Below are 21,460 nucleotides of genomic sequence, written 5' to 3' on the forward strand. Positions count from 1 at the left end.
GTCACCCTTATTGCCGCGCGGTCATGTGCGCAGCATCAATCCCGCGTTGCCATGCATAGATCAAACCTAACATGGAATGAACACGCGGCAGCTGGCGTTCGGCCTAGTTATCCTCCGCCCTGTCGCTTGCCGCATCTTCGGGCAGGAAATCGAGGCTGGCCGAATTGATGCAATAGCGCAGGCCTTCGGGCCCGGGGCCATCCGGAAACACGTGGCCCAGGTGCCCGGCGCAGCGCGCACAGGTAATCTCGGTGCGGACCATGCCGTGGCTCACATCGCGATGCTCAGCGACCGCCTCACCGGCGGCAGGCGCGGTGAAGCTGGGCCAGCCCGAACCGCTGTCATACTTCGTGTCGCTGGCGAACAGCGGCAACCCGCACCCGGCGCATTTGTAGATGCCCGCCTGCTTGTTCTTCTCGTACTTGCCGGTGAAGGCCCGCTCTGTGCCGCCCTGGCGCAGAATGCGGTATTGTTCGGGCGACAGACGCTCGCGCCATTCATCTTCGGGCAGGTTCATCTTCTCCGGCATCGGTTTGCTCCTTTGCAATCCAATATGGGGCGGCGCTCACAGAAGTGAAGGCGCTCGCAGAGGCGCAGAGGCGCCGGGAAGATATCAAGCCTTCGGCTATGCAGCGACGTCTCTGCGACTTCCGCGACTCTGCGAGCGAATATCTAGCTATTCACATCCGCGTAGTGCCTGGGCGGCGGGATGCCTTCCATCTTTTCCTGCAGCAGCGGGCGGAAGCTGGGGCGGCTTTTCATCACCCGGTACCAGCCGTGCGCCTCTTCGTGCCCGGCCCAGTCGATCCCGCCGAGATAGTCGGCGACGGAGATCTGCGCGGCAGCGGCGAAATCGGCCAGGCTCATTTGCGCACCTGCCAGCCAGCGGCGGTTACCGACCAGCCAGTCGATATATTCCAGGTGCTCGTGCGCCAGCTTCATGGCGTTGCGCAATGCGCCGGAATCCGGCGTGGCGCGCAGCACCAGCCGCTTCTTCATCTTCTCGTGGAGCAGGGGGTGGGTCACATCGGCAAAGAAGTTCTCGTCGAACAAGGCCACCAGCCGCCGGATTTCCGCACGCTGCAAAGCGTTGCCCAGGATCAGCGGGGTGCGATCCTCGGTCTCCTCGAAATACTCGCAGATCGCCTGGCTATCGACCAGCACCAGCCGCTTCGCCTCGTCTTCCAGCACGGGCACGCGGGCGGCGGGATTCTTGCGATAGAATTCGTCGGTCGCATCCCATGGATAGACCCGCTCAAGATCATAGGCCACGCCCTTCTCGCTGAGGGCGAGGCGCGTCTTGCGGGAAAAGGGACAGAGGGCGAAGTGATGGAGCTTCCACATGGAACCCAAGTCTTTGCCCCATGCCATCGGTTCCCACAATAACGATTGCGACGGACTTGTGACTAATCCGCCCGGCGGCTGCTAGAGGCCCGCCTGTTCGAGCAGGCCCATGCATAGCGGCATGATCGCCTCGATCTGGTTGGCGGCAACAAGCGATTCCGCCTCGGCCGAGAGCAGGCGGTCGAGCACGTCCGGCCCGATGCCGGTTTCATCCATCACCAGCGCACTGGCGCGAACAAAGAATTCGCGGCCCCGTTCGCCCATGGGCGGCAGGGCCAGGGCCCAGTCCACGCCCGCTTCCTGGCGGAAAGCAACCAGGGCAAAAGTGGCCGAACAGCGCAGCAGCATCCGCTGGTCGAGATCGAGCGACGGCAGGGCAGCCCCAGGAGCAGGATCCCGCGAACGGTCCTGCGCCGCAGCGGGCACAGTCAGGCCCGATACCATGCCCAGGGCGGCGAGCGGGAGCAGCAGGCGGTTCATCCTGCCGCCCCTGCCAGCCAGCAGCTGAACACAGGCTTCACCCTGAGGATTTTTCCGCCAGGGCATCCATTGCCAGTACCGGGTTCACCGTGCCGCTGTCGCGCCCGGGGAGGAATTCGTTGCGGATGTTGCGATAGAAGAACTTCCACTCGCCATCCACGCGCTTCAGCTGGTCCTCGTAGATGCCATAGGTGCCCATCAGGATGGTCTTGCGCCCGGCTTTGTTGCGTTCGCCGCCGTTGTCGAATTCGAACCAGAAACCGGTGTGCCAGGCAAGGTCGCCCTCCACCCGGATGACCGAATGGCACAAGACATGGCGCAGCAGCGCAGGCTGGCCGTCGATGTCGGTGAACATCTTGCCGACCCGTTCCTTGAACGCCTTGCTTTCGGCCCGGATGTTTTCGCGGCCGGTGACCGTGCCGGTGGCATAATCCAGCGTGCCGTCCTCGGTGAAGGTATCGGCGTAGGTATCGAAATCGTTGTAATCCATGGCCATCAGGTAGCGCGCCATCAGATCCTCGATCTCGGCCCTGTCCCTGCCGTAGTTGTCGTCATATTTGGCCATGTCCGTTCCTGCTCCTCTGTTCCCGGGTTTGGCGCCATTATCGCGAAGCGGCGGAATGTCGCAAGGCCGTTGACTTCGTCCGCCGTCCCTATCAATCGTAAGCAACACATACGAATTGGGAGAGAGACTCGTATATGGCCACAGAGCCTGTTGCCATGCCTGGAACCAGGCTTTCCGCGAGAGCGCGCCGCCTGCTTTCCCTATTCCCGTCCTCCCTTTCGTGGTGACTTTGCCGCCGCACGGACCTTGCACCGCACCCCGCCTTCCGACAAGTTCGGGGCGCACGGAGATTATCTGATGACCCAATACCCAAGACTCCACATGATCATCAACGGCGAGCAGGTCCCGGCCGGCAGCCGCCGTACTTCCGACGTGGTCAACCCGGCCACCGGTGAAGTGATCGGCAAGCTCCCGCTGGCCGATGCCGCCGATCTCGACCGCGCACTGGAAGTGGCAGAGGAAGGCTTTGCCCTGTGGCGCAAAAGCACCCCGCAGGAACGCGCCCACGTGCTGACCGGCGCGGCGCGGCTGATGCTCGAACGGGCCGACGACATGGCCCGCATTGCGACGATGGAACAGGGCAAGCCCTTTGCCGAAGCACGCATCGAAGTGATGATGAACGTCGGCCTGTTCAACTTCTACGCCGGTGAATGCAGCCGCCTCTATGGCCGCGAACTGGTGCGGCCCGAAGGTATGCGCTCCACCGTGCGGTGGGAGCCGGTTGGCCCCGTTGCGGCTTTCGCTCCGTGGAACTTCCCGCTTGGCAATCCCGGCCGCAAGCTGGGCGCGCCGATTGCGGCGGGCTGTTCGGTGATCCTGAAGTGTGCCGAGGAGACTCCGGCCTCTGCGCTCGGCGTGCTGCAATGCCTGCTCGATGCGGGCCTGCCGCCAAGCGTGGCCCAGGCCGTGTTCGGCGTGCCCGATGAAGTGAGCCGCCACTTGCTCGCCAGCCCGATCATCCGCAAGCTGTCGTTCACCGGCTCCACCGTGGTCGGCAAGCATCTGGCGAAGCTGGCGGCGGACAACATGATCCGCACCACGATGGAACTGGGCGGCCACGGTCCGGTGCTGGTCTTCGCCGATGCCGATTTCGACAAGGCTTTGGCCACGGCCGTGGGTGGCAAGTACCGCAACGCCGGTCAGGTCTGCGTTTCCCCCACCCGCTTCATCGTGGAGGAGAGCATTTTCGAGCGCTTCCGCGACGGTTTCATCGAAGGGGCCAAGAAGGTCGTTGTCGGTAATGGTCTCGATGAAGGCACCACCATGGGCCCGATGGCCAACCCGCGCCGTCCCGAAGCGATGGACCGCCTGATCGGCGATGCCGTGGCCAAGGGCGCCAAGCTCGGCACTGGCGGCGAGCGCGTAGGCAACCAGGGCTACTTCTATGCACCTTCGGTCCTGTCCGAAGTGCCGCTGGATGCCGAGATCATGCACGAAGAACCGTTCGGCCCGGTCGCCATCATCAACCCGTTCAAGGCCGAAGACGCCATGATCGCCGAGGCCAACCGCCTGCCCTATGGCCTGGCCGCCTATGCCTGGACCAATGATGTCCAGCGCCAGCGGCGGCTCGCGGCGCAGCTGGAAGCTGGCATGGTCGGCATCAACAGCCACATGATCGGCGGGGCCGATGCGCCGTTCGGCGGGGTGAAATGGTCCGGCCACGGCAGCGAAGACGGGCCGGAAGGTGTCAAGGCCTGCATGGTGCTGAAAGCCGTTCACGAAGGCTGAACGCAAAGGACAAGAGGGGCAACAGCCTCCGGGATCGCAAGGGAGAGGATCGATGGACCAGCACACATTGCCAGCAGGCAGTCTCGATGCCGCAATTGCCGCGATGCAGGCCGCCCTGGGCAGCGAGCACGTGATCCTCGACGAGGAGCGGATGGCCGACCATGGCGATCCCTTCGCCCCGCCCGGAGAATGGTATCGCCCCGGCGCGGTGCTGATGCCGGGCAGCGTGGAGGAGGTGCAGGCGGTCCTGCGGATCGCCACCGAACATGGCACGCCGGTCTGGACCAGCAGCCAGGGCCGCAACAAGGGCTATGGCGGCGGCGCGCCGCGCGTGTCGGGCAGCTTTGCCATGAGCCTGCGCCGGATGAACCGCGTGCTCGAAGTGGACGAGGACAACTGCATGGCGCTGGTCGAACCAGGCGTCCGCTTCTTCGACCTCTACGAACATCTCAAGGCCACCGGATCGAAGCTGTGGATGAGCGTACCCGACCTTGCCGGCGGCTCGATCATCGGCAACGCGCTGGAACACGGCGTGGGCTACACGCCCATCGGCGACCATTTCGGCCATCACTGCGGCATGGAAGTGGTGCTGGCCAACGGTGACATTGTCCGCACCGGCATGGGCGGCATGTCCAATCCGCACAACTGGCTGGTCTATCCGCACAGTGCCGGACCAAGCTGGGACGGGATTTTCACCCAGTCGAACTTTGGCGTGGTGACCAAGATGGGCGTAGCCCTGATGCATGCGCCCGAAGTCTATGCGCCCGGCTGGTTCATGCTCGATAACGAGGAGCATTTCGGCACTTTCCTCGAAGTGCTGCGCCCGCTGATGATCGACGGGACGATTTCGAACCAGCCGATGATCATCAACGCGGTCTGCGCCGCATCCGCCTTCTGGGGGCGCGAGGACTGGTATACCGGCAGCGATGCCATCCCCGACGAGGTGATCGACAAGATAGCCGCCACGCCCGGCTTCGGCCGCTGGGTGATGCGCTTTGCTGTCCAGGGCGATGCGCCGGTCGTGGCCCACAACCGCGCCAAGATCGAAGCCGCCTTTGCCACGATTCCTGGCGCTTCGGTGGTGTTCGAGGAGTTCGACGGACACAACCTGCCTGCCTTCGACAACCCGCACCATAATGTGCAGGCCGGCATCCCCTCCATGGCGCTCGACCGCATGACCCGCTGGTACGGCGGCGAGGATGGCGGCCACATCGGCTTTTCCTGCGCCATGCCGATTGCGGGCAAGGATGGCACGGCCATCCGCGACCTGTGCGCGAAAGTCCTGCGGGAGCGCGATCTCGACTATTCCAGCGCCATCATCGTGGGCAGGCGCTCCATGATCCACGTGGCGCTGATCGTGTTCGACACCAGCAACGAGGAACAGACCCGAAGCGCCTATGCCGCGACCAAGGCCATGCTCGAACCGGCCGCCAGGCTTGGTTACGGCGAATACCGCAGCCATGTCGATTTCATGGATGAAGTTGCCGCGCTGTACGATTTCAACGACAATGCCCAACGCCGCCTGGCCGAGAAGATCAAGGACTGCCTTGATCCCGCCGGTATCCTTTCCCCCGGCAAGCAGGGCATCTGGCCCGCTTCCTATCGCAACTGAGGACGACACGTGACCCATGAACTGAAAACCGGCGGTGACCGCGGTTACCTGCGCATCGCCACCGAAGAAGCCTTCGCCACGGCGGAGCAGCTCGATGCCATCATGCGGCTGGTCAAGGAAGGCCGCGCCGACAAGGGCACTGTTTCGCTGTGGGGCTTTTACGGCACCAGCGCCAGCGAGCGCACCACCTTCATCCGCGAGCGCCTGCTCGACCTTGGCCCGCTGCGTATCGCGGCGATGGACGAGGCGGGGATCGACAAGGCGGTGCTCGCGCTCACCAGCCCCGGCACCCAGTCGATGCACGATCCCGAGGAAGCCCGCCGCATCGCCCGCAATGCCAACGATCACCTGAAGGACGCCTGCGAGCGTTACCCTGACAGGTTCCACGGCATGATCGCCATTGCCCCGCTCGACCCTGAATGGTCGGCCGAGGAACTGCGGCGCGGCAAGGAGGAGCTGGGCTTCCACGGGGTGCAGGTCAACAGCCACACCCACGGCCATTACCTGGACGAGGCGCAGTTCGACCCGATCCTGCGCGCCTGCGCCGATCTCGACCTGCCGCTCTATATCCACCCGCAGGGCCTGCCCGATGACATGATCGGCGACATGGCCAATGCCGGGCTGGATGGCGCGGTTTACGGGTTCGCGGTGGAGACCAGCTATCACGCGCTGCGCCTGCTGACGACGGGCGTGTTCGACCGCTACCCGTCGCTGCAACTGGTGCTGGGCCACGGCGCGGAAGGCCTGCCGTTCTGGATCGACCGGACAAACTACATGTTCAATGCCGGGGTCCGCTCGCAGCGCTATGACCGGCTGAAGCCGCTGCAGCATTCGCTGCATCACTATCTGCGGCACAATGTCTGGGGCACGACCAGTGGACTGCCCAGCCCCGCTTCGATCCGCCTGATGATGGAAGTGATGGGCGAGGACCGGGTGATGTACGCGATGGATTACCCCTACCAGTACGTGCCCGACGAAGTGCGGCTGCTCGACACCATGGACATGGGCGAGGCGCAGAAGCGCAAGTTCTTCCAGGCCAATGCGGAAACGCTGTTCAAACTGTAACGAATCGCGCAAGTCTGCACGCACGCGGAGGAGAGAGCCGAAATGACGACCTATGGCGTGGCCGGCGCGAGCGGGCAGCTGGGCAGACTGGTGCTTGGCGAACTGCTGGACAGGGTGGACGCGGGAAGCGTGGTGGCCTTCGGGCGCGATGTGGCCAAGCTGGCGGATTACGCGGCGCGCGGGGTTGATGTCCGGGCGATGGACTATGACCAGCCCGATACCCTGGCGGCGCAACTTGCCGGGGTGGACAGGCTGCTGCTGATTTCGGGTTCTGCGCTGGGCGAACGTCCGCGCCAGCACGGCGCGGTGATCGATGCGGCAAAGGCGGCGGGCGTTTCCTACATGCTCTACACCTCGATCCTCAAGGCCGACACCACGCCGATCAAACTGGGCGCCGAACACAAGGCGACCGAGGACATGCTGGCCGCTAGCGGCATCACGCACGATGTGGCGCGGCTCGGCTGGTATTCGGAAAACTACATGGGATCGCTGCCGGTGCAGGTTGAGATGGGCGTCATTACCGGGGCACAAGGCGCGGGCCGCGTATCCTCCGCTTCCCGCGCCGACTATGCCGCAGGGCTGGCCGCGCTGCTGGTCGAGGGCACGGGCGGCAAAACCTATGACCTGGCGGGTGACGACAGCTGGACCATGGCCGATTTTGCCGAGGAACTGGGCCGCCAGACGGGCAAGGATATCCAGTACGTCGACATGGGCGAGGCGGAATATGCCGCGTCGCTGGAGGCCGTCGGCCTGCCGCCCTATGTGGCCGCCGTGGTCGCCAACTCGGCCCATGCCACTTCGCTTGGCGCACTCGAAAACGACAGCCGCACATTAAGCGGCCTGACAGGACGGGCAACCACGCCCATCGCAATATCGATCGCCAAAGCGTTGGGCCAATAGGTCCAAGCGACAGGCGTGAACGGGAGAGAGTTCGGAGATGGCCACGATACCTGCGGAAGAGAATGATCCGCTGAAACCACGCACCAAGGTCAGCCGCGCCGGCTGGTATGCGCTGATGCTCGTCTCGGCCGCACAGGCGATGAGCCTGCTCGACCGGCAGATCCTGGCGATCTTGGCCCCCAGCATCAGCCGCGATCTGGGGATCGGCGATGCCGAGATCGGCCTGCTTTACGGAACACTGTTCGCCCTGTTCTATGCGCTGTTCTCGCTCCCGCTCGGGCGGCTGGTCGATGGCTGGATCCGCACGAAGCTGCTGGGCATTTGCCTCGCCTTCTGGTCAGTCTCCACCGGTCTTGCCGCCTTTGCCAACGGCTTCCTGCTGCTGGCGATCTCGCGGCTTGGCGTGGGCATCGGCGAAGGTGCCACGCAACCGGCGGCCAATTCGATCATCTTCGACGAGTTCCCACGCGAGAAGCGCGGCACGGCCATGGCCGCGCTCGGCATTGCCGTGGCGATCGGCCTTGGCCTGTCGATCGTGCTAGGCGGCGTTGTGGCCGAATGGTGGGACCTGCGTTATGCGGCAACCGGCGCTCCTGGCGGATTCTACGGCTGGCAGGTGGCCTTTCTCGTCGCCGCTGCGCCCGGCCTGCCGCTGGCTTGGCTGATCTACCGCATGAAGGAGCCGACCCGCGGCCAGATGGACGGGATCAGGACCAAGCCCGATCCCCATCCGTTCAAGGCCAGCGCTGCCGTGCTGGGCGCGGTCACGCCGGGCGCCAACTGGTTCATGCTGTGGCACCGCAAGGCGGGCGCGCGGCAATGGACCATCAACCTGGTCGGCTTCGCATTGATCGTGGCGGTCTGCGTCACCATGACGCTGCTGGCGATGGACTTTTCCCCCCGGCCCAACCTGGCGGTCCTGGGGACCGAGCTTAACCCCCACGTCCTGCAGTGGTTCGTGGCGGGATTCGGCGCTTTCGTGATCCTCAACCTGTTCCAGTCATTGAAGCTGACCGACATGCCGACCTACAAGGTCATCTGGTCGCCCTCGCTGGTGCTCCTGATGATGGTGGGCGGCTTCCAGACAGCGATCAACTATGGCGTGATGGGCTTTACCCCGTCTTTCCTCGTGCGCGAGTTCGACCTGTCGTTGACCCAGACCGCTATCCAGTTCGGCCTGCTGGCCACGGCTCTTGGCATTGCCGGGCCGATGGTTGCCGGGCCGCTGTCCGATTTCCTGACGAGGAAGCTGGGCGCGCGCGGACGGGTCTGGCTGACGCTGGCATCGCTGGGCATCTCGCCGGTGTTCGGCATCTGGGCCTATAGCGCCGACACGGTGATGGATTTCTACATCCGCTTCAGCGTCTATTCGATCATCCTCACCCTGTGGCTGCCGCCGCTCTACTCGCTGCTGTACGATCTGGTGCTGCCGCGCATGCGGGGGATCACCTCGTCCACCTATATCATCGTCTCCACCCTGCTGGGCTTGGGCACCGGCCCCTATCTTGTCGGCATCATCTCCGACCGGAACGGCGGCGATCTGGGCCAGGCGATCATCTCGGTCAACTGGATCGTGCCGGCCACCGTGGTGTGCCTGCTGATCGTGCTGTTCCGGGTGAACCGCGACGAGGCTTCGGTGCGCGAGCGGGCGCGGTCCGCCGGAGAGGATGTCTGATCATGACGACGACCATGACGGCCGGGCGCTGCAATGTCCGCGAGGCCGCCTATGCGGTCTTTGCCCACTATGGAGTGGACCGGCTGTTCGGTAATCCGGGCAGCACCGAACTGCCGATGCTGAAGGCCATGCCGTTCCCCTATGTGATGGGGCTGAACGAGGCCGTGGTGATGGGCATGGCCGATGGCTATGCCCGCTCCACCGGTCGTGCGGCGCTGGTCAACCTGCATAGCTCGGCCGGTACCGGCCACAGCCTGGGCAACCTGTTCACCGCGTGGAAGAACAACGCGCCGGTGGTGGTGACGGCGGGCCAGCAGGCGCGCTCGATCCTGCCCCATGACCCGTTCCTGGGCGCGGAACGGCCGACCGAATTCCCCCGGCCTTACGTCAAGTTCGCCATCGAACCGGCGCGGGCGGAAGACGTGCCGCTGGCGCTGGCCCGCGCTTTCGCCATAGCTCTCACCCCGCCAATGGGTCCGGTCTTCGTGTCGATCCCAGTCGATGACTGGGAGCGGGAATGCGACATGCCCGCCCTGCCCAGCCTTTCGCTACGTACCTTCCCTGACCCCGCCGGGATCGACGCCATCGCCTCCATGCTGGCCGGGGCCGACAACCCCGCGCTGGTGATCGGCACGGCCGCGGCAAATGCGGGCGCGTGGGATGCCGCCGTGGCGCTGGCCGAGAAGGCGGGCCTTTCTGTCTGGGCAGCGCCCTATGCCGCGCGAGAGACCTTCCCCGAAGATCACCCGCAGTTCGCCGGGTTCATCAACGCCTGGCGTGACCAGATCCGCGATGCGCTGGACCCGCACGACGCGATCCTCGTCGTCGGCGCTCCGGTGTTCACCTATCACGTCGAAGGCAGCGGCCCGCACTGGCCTGCACATGCCAGCCTGATGGCCCTGACCGACGATCCTCAGCACCTGTCGAACCTGCCCGGCGGTGGCGGCGTTCTGGGCGATATCAGGGCCGGACTGGAACAGTTGGCAGAGCGGCTGCCCGCCCGCAAGTTCACCGGCAAGACCCACCAGTTCATCGACCCGGCCCCTGAAATGAAGGCCGCCTATGTGCTCAAGCGCCTGTCGCAACTGCGCCCGGAAGATGCCGTCATCGTGGAGGAATCCCCGACAGCGCGTCACCCGGTGCACGTCACCCTGCCGATCCGGCGCGAGGGCGGGTTCTATTCCTGCGCCAGCGGTGGCCTGGGCTATTCGCTACCAGGCGCGATCGGTGTGGCTCTCGGCCAATCGGACAAGGTGATCGCGATCCTTGGCGATGGCGCTGCGATGTACACTATCCAGGGGTTGTTCACTGCCATGCAGGAGCAGGCGAACGTCAGCTTCTGCATCATGAACAATGCCGCCTATGCCGCACTGACGGGCTTTTCATCGGAATTCGGCATGAACCACGTGCCGGGCTGTGACCTCACCGGCCTCGATTTCGCCAAGCTGGCCGATGCCCAGGGGGTGCCGTCGCGAGTGGTGGCTAGCGTGGACGAGCTGGACGGCGCGCTCGAATGGAGCTTCGCGCAAGAAGGGCCAAGCCTGCTCGATATCCGCATCGCCTGACCTTCCGCGCCGAGCCATTTTTGGTTTCAGGCGAGACAGGTAAAGCCAAACGCGAATAATGCGTGTAGGGGCGCGGCCATCTGGCTGGTTCCGCGTGGGGTGGATTCGGCTTGACCGAACCCCCTGCGCTCGGCCGAATACCTTGGCGGCGCCACCCGAAAGCCGTTATCCTACATGTCCTTTCCCAATCTCCCGCCGCTTCTTTCCGCCGCCCTTACCGAGCGCGGCTATACCGAACTTACCGCCGTCCAGTCCTCCGTGGTCGAGGACGAGGCAAAGGGCCGCGACCTCCTGGTTTCCGCCCAGACCGGATCGGGCAAGACCGTCGCCTTCGGCCTCGCTATGGCCGAGGACATGCTCGACGAGAACGGCCAGGTGCCGCGCAATTCGGGTCCGCTGGCACTGGTCATCGCCCCTACCCGCGAATTGGCCCTGCAGGTCGCGCGCGAACTGGCCTGGCTCTATCGCGGCGCCGGCGCGCAGATCGCCACCTGCGTCGGCGGGATGGATGCCAGCAAGGAACGGCGCAACCTGGCGGGCGGCGCACAGATCGTGGTCGGCACGCCCGGCCGCCTGCGCGATCACCTCGAACGCGGCGCACTGAACCTCACCGGACTCAAGACCGCCGTGCTCGATGAAGCCGACGAAATGCTCGACATGGGCTTCCGGGACGAGCTTGAGGAAATCCTCGACGGCACGCCGGAAGGCCGCCGCACGCTGCTGTTCTCCGCCACCCTGCCGCGCCAGATCGTCAACCTCGCCAGCCGCTACCAGCAAAATGCCCTGCGCATCTCGACCGTGGGTGACGAGCGCGGCCACGGTGACATCGCCTACCAGGCCATCACCGTCAGCCCGCCGGAAATCGAAAACGCGGTGGTCAATCTGCTGCGCTTCCACGAAGCGGAAACCGCCATCCTGTTCTGCGCGACGCGCGAGAAGGTGCGCCACTTGCACGCCACTCTGCAGGAACGCGGCTTTGCCGTGGTAGCCCTCTCGGGCGAGCACTCGCAGAGCGAGCGCAACACCGCCATGCAGGCCCTGCGCGATCGCCGCGCCCGTGTCTGCGTGGCGACCGACGTGGCCGCGCGCGGCATCGACCTGCCCGGCGTTTCGCTGGTGGTCCATGTGGAGATTCCGCGCGATGCCGAAGCCCTGCAGCACCGTTCGGGCCGCACCGGCCGCGCGGGCAAGAAGGGCACGGCCGTGCTGATCGTCCCCTATCCGCGCCGCAAGCGCATCGAACAGATGCTGCGCGGCGCCAAGATCGAGGCCGAGTGGATCGAGGCGCCGACCGCGCAGATGATCCGCCGGCAGGACCATGCGCGCCTGCTGGAAAAGCTGCTCGAACCGGTCGAGGCCGAAGAGGAAGATCGCGAACTGGCAACCCAACTGCTCGCCCAGCGCACACCGGAGGAAGTGGCCATTTTGCTGGTCCAGGCCCACCGCGCCAAGATGCCGCAGCCTGAGGAACTGGTCGCCAACACCCCCGAAGCACGCGGCGCGGCCCAGGCCGACCGGCACCGCCCGGGCTTCGAGGATACTGTGTGGTTCAAGCTCGACATCGGCCGCAGCAATGGCGCTGATCCCAAGTGGATCCTGCCGGTGCTGTGCCGCCGAGGGCACGTATCGAAGAACGAGATCGGCGCGATCCGCATCGCTCCGGGCGAGAGCTTCGTGCAGATCCCGCGCGCCATCGCCGACAAGTTTGCCGATGCGGTCCGCCGCACGGGCGAAATGGAGCTGGAGGCTGGCGAGGATTCGCTCGGCATCGAACGCAGCGCCAATGGGCCGCAGGAAATGAGCCGTGGCCCGCGCCGGGTTTACAAGGACCGCCCCAACAACGCCCCGCGGGTCGAACCGCGCCCCACCGGCAAGCCCGGTGGCGGCGGTTTCTCCAGCACCCGGTCAGGCCCGGGCAAGCCCCATCGCAAGGGTCCGGGCGGCGGCGGCAAGCCATTTTCGGGCAAGCCATCGGGTGCCAGTTCGCCGTTCAGCAACAAGCCGCGCAAACCCTTCCCTGGCAAGCCGCGCGGCTAGGCAAAGCAATGCGGCCGGACCCCGAGGGGCCCGGCCGCACTGTAAGTCTCTCTTGATTTAGATCAGGCTGCTTCGAACACGCCGCAGGCAATGCGATCGCCGCTGTTGCCCGAAGGGTCGGTCGTCTGGTCGTCTTCGCCCGCATGGATGACGAAGGCCGATCCGTCGGCGTCCATCAGGCCTTCGAAGCTGGCTTCCATCGACAGCATATAGCTGAGCGTGCCCGTGCCATCGGCGCCAACCTCCAGATTGGGCATGTCGCCCGCATGCTGGCCACCCTCGCTTTCGAGACCATGGCTCATGCCGGCGGGGTTCCAGTGGCCGCCTGCTGCGGAGAAGTCGGGCGAGCACGATCCGGTCTCGTGGATGTGGACACCGCGCATGCCGGGCTCGAGGCCCATGACGGTGAGGTCGATCGTCACGCCGCCGCCAGAACCGGTGGCAGTAACCGTGCCGACTTCGTTGCCATCGGCGTCCAGCAGGGTCGCCATGGCATTCTGCGGGCCTGACTGTGCTTCCATCATGGCCGTGTCGTCACCCATCCCGGCATCGTCAGCCGGTTCGGAACCCCCGCAAGCGGCCAGGGCGAACAACGGCAGGGCGGCAAGCAGGGCGGCGGGGGCAACAGTGATGCGCATGGAAAATCTCCTTGATCCAGTAAGGACAAAGGATGAGGCCCCCGGGCGTTCCTGTAAATATGGCAAACTGCCTTAATGTGTATCAGAGCACCCGCCAGACCCACAGTTTGATCGAGCTGGCATAGCGTGCGCCGCTGCAAATGAAGATCGACTTGTTCATCCAGTCATAGGGGCCGGTGGGCGCGATGAATTCAGGCACGGTGCGGAAATAGTACTCCGCCGGATCGACCTCTTCGCCCCGCCGCAGCCGGTCCATCACTTCGGGCGGGCCATGGCGCAGGCCCTTGTTGCGGATCTGGATCAGCGCGCCGTCGTCGGTTTCGATGGCATAAATGGCATCGGCTACGGTCACGCCATCGGGGCGGGTCAGTTGCCAGTCGGCGCTGTTGCCCATCAGCTTGCCCGAAATCAGCGGACCTTTGACATAGCCACCGGCAGTGATCGGGATGATCCGCCGCGTGCCATCGACCACCGGGCCGATTTCGCGCGGAGGCTCCAAGTCGCCACTGGCTTCATAGACGAATTCGAGTTCGGGCTTGATCATGGGTGCTCCTGTTCCTCTGTGCTTGTCTCGGGCTGATTGCAGGTTCAACAAGCTGTATTAGTGTTTCTGGGCTTGAACGAGGGGTGCTGGTTATGGCCGAAGTGATTTTCATCCTCGCATTGGCCGCTCCCTTCGTCCTGATGGTCTGGCTGATCCGCGCGCGCAACAGGTCGCAGGCCATGGTGGCCGAAATCGAGGACAGCCAGTTCGAACGGGATCGCTATGCCACCGAGGAAGGCGACACGGCGGCCGACGGGCTGGTCCATGGCCGCCATCACTACGCCGACCATGACCTTATCCCGCCCGACAATACTGGCGGCGAACCTGCCGGGATCAGGGCCATGCAGGGCCACCGCTAGTCGGCCGGTGAATTGGCGACCCGCGCAAAGTAGCCGAGCACTTCGGGGTTCAGCCATTCGGGCTCGACCGGCGGGTTGTAGCTCAGCTTGACGATCACCGTGCGGGTGGACGGGTGGACATAGATGAACTGCCCGGCCAGCCCGACTGCGGCATAGGCGCCCGGTTCGGTGTCCACCTGCCAGGTCTGCAGGCCATAGCCGGGGAAGCCCGCCCCTGCAGGAGCGCCGGTGGGCCTCATCGCCGCCATCTGTGCCACCCAGCCTTCGGGCAGCACGCGGGTCTCGCCGACCATGCCATCGTCCAGCATGAGCTGCCCCAGCCGGGCAAAATCACGCAGGGTGGCGTTGTACCCCATGCTGTTTAGTGCCCGTCCCGTGCCGACCGGGCCATCGGCCAGGAAGTATCCATCATGCTCGGCGCCAAGTGGTTGCCAGATGCGGCTTTCCACCAGGTCCTCCAGCCGCTGCCCGGTCGCTTCCTCCAGAATCCAGCCAATCACCGCGGTATCGAGCGAGGCGTAGTTGAAAGTTGCATCGGGCGCACTGCGCTGGCCGATGCCGACTGCAAAATCGGCAAAGCGCGCTTCGTTGCGGACAATCGCGGTCTCGTGGATCTGCGCTGCCAGGCTGGGGTTGGTGCCGAAATCATAGCGCTCCTCGATATCCGCGCCGCTGCGCATTTCGAGGAGGTTGCGAACAGTCGCCTCGCCATAGGCGCCCTCGGCCAGCACCGGGACATATTTGCTGGCAAGATCATCGAGGGCGATCTCGCCGCGCTCCAGCGCCTGGCCCACCAGCATGGCGGTGATGGTCTTGGTCATCGAGAAGGCGATATGCGGCGTGTCTGCCGTCATCCGGTTGCGATAGTCCTCGAACACCACCTCGCCCTCCTTCAGCACCATGAAGGCATTGGTGAAGGTGCGATCAGCCCAGGCGGCATAGTCTCCATCTGCCCCGTCGATCATGGCGGTGGGCATGGCCAGGGCCGCCCCCTCAGGCAGGGCGCGCGCCTCTGCCGGAGCGGCCACGGTGCGGAAGGCGAAGACCTGATGGGTGTTGCGGAAGGTGAAGGAATTGACATCGGGGTTGAGCCATTGCCAGCGCATGGCGATTGTCGGGGCGCTGGGCGGCAGGCTGCCGAAGGTTTCCGCTTCGCCAAATGCCGCCGCCTCCGCAGCTGGTTGCGCGGCCTTGTCCGAAGCCGCGCAGCCTGCCAGCGCCAGCGCCGCCAGCGCCGCCGTCAATTTCTTCATTCGATCCTCCCCCTCTTGCCGTCCGGTTATGCCGGTTCGGCCACTCTTGTATCAAGCCCGATATCTTCTGCCCGGGCAAAATTGCCGTGCAGGCCGAAGCGCAGGCGGATCGGCACCTGGACCGTGGCGACCGGGCCCTTCTCGATTTCCAGCGCATCGAAGATCAGCAGGTCGCTGCGGTGGTCTTCCAGCCGGTTGCAGACCATCACGATCCAGCCGTCGCCCTCAGGCGCATCCTTGGCTCGCGGAACGAAGCACGGCTCCTGCAGGCTGGACACCGAGCCGCACCACCAGTGCTGCTCGGCACCGGTTTCCAGGTCTTTCAGGAACAGGCAGTTCATCAGGAACCCGCCAGCGCTGCCGCCTTTGAGTTCGCAAGGCCGGGCCATGTCCATCTCAAGGCTCCAGCCATAGCGGTTCTTCACGCCGGTGAAGCGGTCGTCGATGCGCGGGAATTCGCTGGCGGTATCGGTCAACTGCACCACCTCGTCGAACTCATCACCATTGCTGGCCATGTCCACCGTCCAGCGGGTCAGCTTGCTCATCGCTTCGGGACCGTTGAATGGCGCGCCGTGGATGTCGGGGAAGAACGGGAACATGTTGTTCTTCGCTTCGGGCACCACGAAATGGACCTTGCTGCCTTCCTGCCAGGCGTTGAGCACGTGGCTGGCAAAGCAGTTGTCGCGCTTGAACCAGCGGATGTCCTCGTCCTTCAGGTCATCGCGGCGCGGGATGATGCCGAGATAGACCTCCCTGGTGGTGTCGAACATGAAGGCGGGCTTGCCCTGTTCGAGCTGGTCCCACGAACCCACGCTGGGCACGATATGCAGCACGAGGTAATCCTCGGTGATACCGAAATCGTGCATCATGCAATAGTACGGCACCTTGAACCACTTCTCGCGCACCAGCGATCCATCGGGCGCGACTTCCATGTAGGATACGTCATCGCTGCAGATGCCGCTCGCGGCATAGCCAATGGCGACCATGTTGCCGGTGACCGGGTCGATCTTGGGGTGGGCAGTAAAGGTCTGGCTCTTCATTGCGCCATCAAAGGTTTCGAAATCCTCGGTCTCCATCGTGACCGGGTCCATCACCAGGGCGGGGCTATCCTCCTTCATCGCCCACAGCTTGCCGGCATAGATCCAGGCATTGGTGTTGGCGGTCGAACGGATCATGCCCTTGGTGGACGGATCGTCGGTCAGCGGGTTGCGGTAATTGCCGAACAGGCCGCGCCCGGCGGCTTTTTCCGCCTTGTACTTGGCCGTCTTGACATAGCGCTGTCGGAAATCGACCTGGCCATCGTGGATGTGGAACCGCGTGATGTTGCCATCGCCATTGAAGGCAATGTCGTCGCCCAGCATTGGCGGATAGATCGGATCGGGCTGGACGCGGAAGAACGCGCCGTTGAGTTCCTTGGGAATCGTGCCGGTGTGCTGCAGGTCGGTAATGTCCGCCTCGATCCGGCTGGGCGTGTTGAAGCCGGTGAACGACGGGGTATCGGGGAATTGCGCCATGACTTGAGTCCTCTCCTTGCACCGAATTGTATGCTTTACTAACAAATAGGCAATACCGGCATGAGGACAGCGCAGCTTGGATCGACCCGCATTGATCGTGGACAATGATGACACGGCCGCCCCGGATCTCGGAGCGCTCGACGGCATCGTCGGGTTCCACATCCGGCTGGCACACGGCGCTGTCTATCGCCATTTTTCGGAAACTTTCACCGGCCTGGACATGACGCAGAAGCAGGTTTCCGTGCTGTGGCTGGTGGGCGATCATCCGGGTATCGCCCAGATTGCGCTGGGCGGGCGGCTGCGCATGGACCGCGCGACCACCATGACAATCGTCAACCGGCTGCAGGAACGCGGTTACCTGAGGCGCGAGAGGTCGAGCAGCGACGGGCGCAAGCAATCGCTGTTCCTCACTCCCCTTGGCGAAAGCGCGCTGGAGGAAGCCAAAGCCTGCATCGAAAGCCATGAAACCTGGCTGAAAAGCCGCTTCACACCGGCCGAAATCGAAAAACTGGTGGAAATGCTCAGCCGAATCCACGATTGAGGGCGCTTAACGGGAGAGGAACCCAGCCTAATGGCTAGCATAGCTGCAAACAACGACCCCAAACGGGTGATCGAAGAAAGTCCGATGACGCTCCGAATGTGGATCATCGTCGCCGTCATGGTACTCCTTAACGCGAATGACGGGTTCGACGTGCTGTCGAGCGCATTTGCCGCGCCAGGCATTTCGGCTGAATGGGGGATTCCCCGCTCGGAACTGGGCATCATGCTCGGTGCGGAACTGGTCGGCATGGGCTTCGGCTCGGTCTTGCTGGGCGGACTGGCCGACAGGATGGGCCGCAAGCCCACCATCATCATTTGCCTGGTTATCGGCGGCATCGGCATGTTCCTGGCCTCGCAGGCAGGCGGCGTGTGGGACCTCACGGCGTTCCGTTTCATCACCGGCATCGGCATCGGCGGCATGCTCGCCTCGATCAATGCAGTGACGGCAGAATGCTCCAACAAGAAGGATCGCGGCCTGGCGATGGCGCTGATGGTCATCGGCTACCCTCTTGGCGCAGTGCTGGGCGGGCTGGTCGCGGCTGAGCTCTTGCAAGAATATACATGGCGCTCCATGTTCGTGTTCGGCGGCATCATCACCGTGGTCTGCGTGCCGCTGGTCATGCTGCTGGTGCCGGAAACCCCGGCCTATTATGTCGCCACGCGGCGTGAAGGCGCGCTGGAAAAAATCAACAAATCGCTGCGCTTCATGGGCCTGCGGGACATCGATGCCCTGCCCACGGCGATCCGCAAGGAAGATCAGCCCAAGATCACCGACATCCTGTCGAAGCCGGCCTTGCGCAAGGTCACCCTGCTGCTCGGCTTCGGCTATATGTTCCACACCTTCACCTTCTATTACATCCTCAAGTTCGCGCCGCAGATCGTGGCCGACTTCGGCTATGATCCGTCGGAAGCGGCAACTGTGCTGGTCTGGGCCAATGTCGGCGGGACCGTCGGCGGGTTCATCTTTGGCTTCTTCATGAAGAAATGGGACATCAAGGGCCCGACCATCGTGATGCTGCTGCTGGCGGCGATTGCAGTTGCCGCCTTCGGCATTGCCAAGGACAGCTTGTGGGGCTGGCGCATGGCCACCTTCTTCACCGGCTTCCTGACCAATGCCGCCATCGTGGGCTACTATGCTGCCTATGCCCGCGGCTTCCCGGCCTATGCCCGCGCCACGGGCACCGGTTTCGTGCTGGGGATCGGCCGCTTCGGTGCAGCGGGTTCGCCGGTCATCGCCGGCTTCCTGTTCACCATCTTGGGGAACGACCAGTTGCTGCCGGTTTCGATCATCATGGCAATGGGTTCTGTCGCTGCGGCGGTATTGTTCTTCATCCTGCCGCTGAAAGATGGCGACAAGGAATTCATGGACAATATTCCTGCTGGCGAGGCCCCCTGACGGGAGCCTCGCACATCATCGTCTGCGGGGGTCAAGCCCCGCTCGGCAAACGCACTACTGCGGCGCTTCCTCGACCGGGAAGCGCCGCAGGGGGGCATTTAGAGGTGGCGATTGGCAGAACAATAAGCCAATAGGATGCTAATTATTATCCTGCAGAACCAATTGAGAGACTGACCGATGAAGACCCGCGCCGCCGTTGCATTCGAAGCCAAGAAGCCGCTCGAGATCGTCGAGCTCGACCTCGAAGGGCCGAAGGCGGGTGAAGTGCTGGTGGAAATCATGGCCACCGGCATCTGCCACACCGATGCCTATACGCTGGACGGGCTCGACAGCGAAGGACTGTTCCCCTCGGTGCTGGGCCACGAAGGTGCCGGGATTGTGCGTGAAGTCGGCCCGGGCGTGACATCGGTCAAGCCGGGCGACCATGTGATCCCGCTCTACACGCCGGAATGCCGCCAGTGTAAATCGTGCCTGTCGGGCAAGACCAACCTGTGCACCGCGATCCGCGCCACGCAGGGCAAGGGCCTGATGCCCGATGGCACCAGCCGCTTTTCCTACAAGGGGCAGACGATCTTCCACTACATGGGCTGTTCGACCTTCTCGAACTTCACCGTGCTGCCGGAAATCGCGGTTGCGAAGATCCGTGAGGACGCGCCGTTCCAGTCGGCCTGCTACATCGGTTGCGGGGTGACCACGGGCGTCGGCGCTGTCACCAACACCGCCAAGGTCCAGGTGGGAGACAACGTGGTGGTGTTCGGCTTGGGCGGGATCGGCCTCAACGTGCTGCAGGGCGCACGGATGGCGGGTGCCAACAAGATCATCGGCGTGGACATCAACCCTGATCGCGAGGAATGGGGCCGCAAGTTCGGCATGACCGACTTCCTCAACTCCCGCGGCATGAGCCGCGAGCAGACCGTCGCGAAGATCGTCGAAATGACCGACGGTGGGGCGGACTATACCTTCGACGCCACCGGCAACACCGAAGTGATGCGCACCGCGCTCGAAGCCTGCCACCGCGGCTGGGGCACCAGCATCATCATCGGCGTGGCCGAAGCGGGCAAGGAAATCGCCACCCGCCCGTTCCAGCTCGTCACCGGACGCAACTGGCGCGGCACGGCGTTCGGCGGGGCCAAGGGCCGCACCGACGTGCCCAAGATCGTCGATATGTACATGACCGGCAAGATCCAGATCGACCCGATGATCACCCACGTGATGGGCCTGGAGGAGATCAACACCGCCTTCGACCTGATGCATGCAGGCAAGTCGATCCGTTCGGTCGTGGTGTTCTAAAGTCCATCTGTCGGGCTTTCGCCGGCGAGGTAGTGGGACGGCTGTACCAGGGGTGCAGCCGCGCCTGCAAAAGATGCACATCAACATTTCACAAGGCTGAAAAATTCGGCTATGTGATGAAGCGAGACAGCGACCCTGCCGGGAATCACCGGCGGTTTCGCCACGAGGAGAGGGCCTGCCATGTTCAATCACGTATTCGTCGGCACCAATGACATCGATGCCAGCCGCAAGTTCTATGACGCTGTCATGGGCGTGCTGGGCCACCACGGTTTCCCCCTGCCCCACGGCAGCGGCTATGCCGGCGAAGGCGGCACGTTCATCGTTGCCAAGCCCGCCGATGGCGAAGCGGCGACCTGCATGAACGGCTTTACTTTCGGCTTCAAGGCGGCCGACTATGCCCAGGTCGATGCCTGGCATGCCGCCGGTCTCGCCAACGGCGGCACCGATGCCGGAGCCCCCGGTTTCCGCGAGAACAGCCCGGGCAACATGTACGGGGCCTACCTGCGCGATCCCGATGGCCACAAGATCTGCGCCTTCACTGCCAATACCGGCCCCAAGGAGTAATCCTGCGGTGTATAGCCACAACATGGTCGGCACCGACGACCTGGCCGCGTCCAAGACATTCTACGACGCCGTGTTTACCGCCGTGGGCGGCGAACCCGGCGTGCTGGACGAAGCGCGTGGCCGCGTTCGCTATACACATAACGGCGGCGTGTTCATCGCGGTGAAGCCGATCAATGGCGAGCCGGCCAGCGTGGCCAACGGCAACACCATCGGATTCACCATGGACAGCCCCGAACAGTGCGACGCGTGGCATGCTGCAGGCGTCGCGGCAGGCGGCACGGCGATCGAGAACCCGCCGGGTGTGCGCGAGGTCGGGGCCAACCGGCTCTACCTCGCCTACCTGCGCGATCCGACCGGCCACAAGCTATGCGCGCTGCACTGGATGTAATGC

General features: G+C 64.2%; 21 protein-coding genes. 13 read left to right on the top strand and 8 right to left on the bottom strand.

Annotated elements, in window-relative coordinates; genetic code table 11:
* Positions 1-103: 103 nt before the first annotated feature.
* The 4 genes from msrB to M3P36_RS13330 form a co-directional block, all read right to left on the bottom strand.
* Complete coding sequence (msrB, locus tag M3P36_RS13315; RefSeq protein ID WP_249704182.1) at positions 104-529, bottom strand: peptide-methionine (R)-S-oxide reductase MsrB; 426 nt, start codon at positions 527-529, stop codon at positions 104-106.
* A gap of 143 nt (positions 530-672) precedes the next feature.
* Positions 673-1,344 carry a glutathione S-transferase family protein gene (locus M3P36_RS13320; RefSeq protein WP_249704183.1) on the bottom strand — a complete coding sequence of 224 codons (672 nt, stop codon included), beginning with the start codon at positions 1,342-1,344 and terminating at the stop codon, positions 673-675.
* Between the two features lie 81 nt (positions 1,345-1,425).
* Positions 1,426-1,824: a hypothetical protein gene (locus tag M3P36_RS13325; protein ID WP_249704184.1), complete on the bottom strand. Its 399-nt coding sequence runs from the start codon at positions 1,822-1,824 to the stop codon at positions 1,426-1,428.
* A gap of 37 nt (positions 1,825-1,861) precedes the next feature.
* Positions 1,862-2,389, bottom strand: coding sequence for a nuclear transport factor 2 family protein (locus M3P36_RS13330; protein WP_249704185.1), 528 nt, complete (start codon positions 2,387-2,389; stop codon positions 1,862-1,864).
* A 297-nt stretch (positions 2,390-2,686) separates the two neighbouring features.
* Between M3P36_RS13330 and M3P36_RS13335 the strand changes: the two genes are divergently transcribed.
* The 7 genes from M3P36_RS13335 (at position 2,687) to M3P36_RS13365 (ending at position 12,971) form a co-directional block, all read left to right on the top strand.
* Positions 2,687-4,117 (top strand): NAD-dependent succinate-semialdehyde dehydrogenase, encoded by a 1,431-nt coding sequence (locus M3P36_RS13335; RefSeq protein ID WP_249704186.1) that lies wholly within the window; start codon positions 2,687-2,689, stop codon positions 4,115-4,117.
* Positions 4,118-4,169: 52 nt separating this feature from the next.
* Complete coding sequence (locus M3P36_RS13340) at positions 4,170-5,729, top strand: FAD-binding oxidoreductase (protein WP_249704187.1); 1,560 nt, start codon at positions 4,170-4,172, stop codon at positions 5,727-5,729.
* 9 nt (positions 5,730-5,738) lie between these two features.
* A complete protein-coding gene (locus tag M3P36_RS13345; RefSeq protein ID WP_249704188.1) occupies positions 5,739-6,794 on the top strand; it encodes an amidohydrolase family protein in 1,056 nt (351 codons plus the stop codon).
* Between the two features lie 42 nt (positions 6,795-6,836).
* Positions 6,837-7,694, top strand: coding sequence for an SDR family oxidoreductase (locus M3P36_RS13350; RefSeq protein ID WP_249704189.1), 858 nt, complete (start codon positions 6,837-6,839; stop codon positions 7,692-7,694).
* Positions 7,695-7,731: 37 nt separating this feature from the next.
* Positions 7,732-9,369 (top strand): MFS transporter, encoded by a 1,638-nt coding sequence (locus M3P36_RS13355; protein ID WP_249704190.1) that lies wholly within the window; start codon positions 7,732-7,734, stop codon positions 9,367-9,369.
* Between the two features lie 2 nt (positions 9,370-9,371).
* Positions 9,372-10,934 (top strand): benzoylformate decarboxylase, encoded by a 1,563-nt coding sequence (gene mdlC / locus M3P36_RS13360; RefSeq protein ID WP_249704191.1) that lies wholly within the window; start codon positions 9,372-9,374, stop codon positions 10,932-10,934.
* 174 nt (positions 10,935-11,108) lie between these two features.
* Entirely contained in the window at positions 11,109-12,971 is a 1,863-nt protein-coding gene (locus M3P36_RS13365) for a DEAD/DEAH box helicase (protein WP_249704192.1), read from the top strand.
* A gap of 62 nt (positions 12,972-13,033) precedes the next feature.
* Here the strand turns inward: M3P36_RS13365 and M3P36_RS13370 are convergent, their stop codons facing one another.
* Together M3P36_RS13370 and M3P36_RS13375 are read right to left on the bottom strand one after the other, a co-directional pair.
* Positions 13,034-13,609 (bottom strand): superoxide dismutase family protein, encoded by a 576-nt coding sequence (locus M3P36_RS13370; RefSeq protein WP_249704193.1) that lies wholly within the window; start codon positions 13,607-13,609, stop codon positions 13,034-13,036.
* 82 nt (positions 13,610-13,691) lie between these two features.
* Positions 13,692-14,153: a DUF3237 domain-containing protein gene (locus M3P36_RS13375; RefSeq protein WP_249704194.1), complete on the bottom strand. Its 462-nt coding sequence runs from the start codon at positions 14,151-14,153 to the stop codon at positions 13,692-13,694.
* Positions 14,154-14,245: 92 nt separating this feature from the next.
* Between M3P36_RS13375 and M3P36_RS13380 the strand changes: the two genes are divergently transcribed.
* Positions 14,246-14,512, top strand: a complete 267-nt coding sequence (locus M3P36_RS13380) for a hypothetical protein (protein ID WP_249704195.1) — start codon at positions 14,246-14,248, stop codon at positions 14,510-14,512.
* Here the strand turns inward: M3P36_RS13380 and M3P36_RS13385 are convergent.
* Positions 14,509-15,765, bottom strand: coding sequence for a serine hydrolase domain-containing protein (locus M3P36_RS13385; protein WP_249704196.1), 1,257 nt, complete (start codon positions 15,763-15,765; stop codon positions 14,509-14,511). The genes M3P36_RS13380 and M3P36_RS13385 overlap by 4 nt on opposite strands.
* A 26-nt stretch (positions 15,766-15,791) precedes the next feature.
* Positions 15,792-17,279, bottom strand: coding sequence for a lignostilbene-alpha,beta-dioxygenase (locus tag M3P36_RS13390; protein ID WP_249704197.1), 1,488 nt, complete (start codon positions 17,277-17,279; stop codon positions 15,792-15,794).
* A gap of 76 nt (positions 17,280-17,355) precedes the next feature.
* On the opposite strand from M3P36_RS13390, the gene M3P36_RS13395 reads away from it, so the two are divergent.
* The 5 genes from M3P36_RS13395 to M3P36_RS13415 all read left to right on the top strand — a co-directional run bounded on the left by M3P36_RS13395 (position 17,356) and on the right by M3P36_RS13415 (position 21,457).
* Positions 17,356-17,820 carry a Saro_0803 family transcriptional regulator gene (locus M3P36_RS13395; protein WP_249704198.1) on the top strand — a complete coding sequence of 155 codons (465 nt, stop codon included), beginning with the start codon at positions 17,356-17,358 and terminating at the stop codon, positions 17,818-17,820.
* 84 nt (positions 17,821-17,904) lie between these two features.
* Positions 17,905-19,215 (top strand): MFS transporter, encoded by a 1,311-nt coding sequence (locus tag M3P36_RS13400; RefSeq protein ID WP_249704199.1) that lies wholly within the window; start codon positions 17,905-17,907, stop codon positions 19,213-19,215.
* Between the two features lie 177 nt (positions 19,216-19,392).
* Positions 19,393-20,505, top strand: a complete 1,113-nt coding sequence (locus M3P36_RS13405; RefSeq protein ID WP_249704200.1) for an S-(hydroxymethyl)glutathione dehydrogenase/class III alcohol dehydrogenase — start codon at positions 19,393-19,395, stop codon at positions 20,503-20,505.
* Positions 20,506-20,685: 180 nt separating this feature from the next.
* A complete protein-coding gene (locus tag M3P36_RS13410; RefSeq protein ID WP_249704201.1) occupies positions 20,686-21,069 on the top strand; it encodes a VOC family protein in 384 nt (127 codons plus the stop codon).
* Positions 21,070-21,076: 7 nt separating this feature from the next.
* A complete protein-coding gene (locus M3P36_RS13415; protein ID WP_249704202.1) occupies positions 21,077-21,457 on the top strand; it encodes a VOC family protein in 381 nt (126 codons plus the stop codon).
* The last annotated feature ends 3 nt before the right edge of the window (positions 21,458-21,460 follow it).

Origin of the sequence: Altererythrobacter sp. KTW20L (genome assembly GCF_023501975.1) — a bacterium.
Lineage (GTDB): Bacteria > Pseudomonadota > Alphaproteobacteria > Sphingomonadales > Sphingomonadaceae > Alteraurantiacibacter.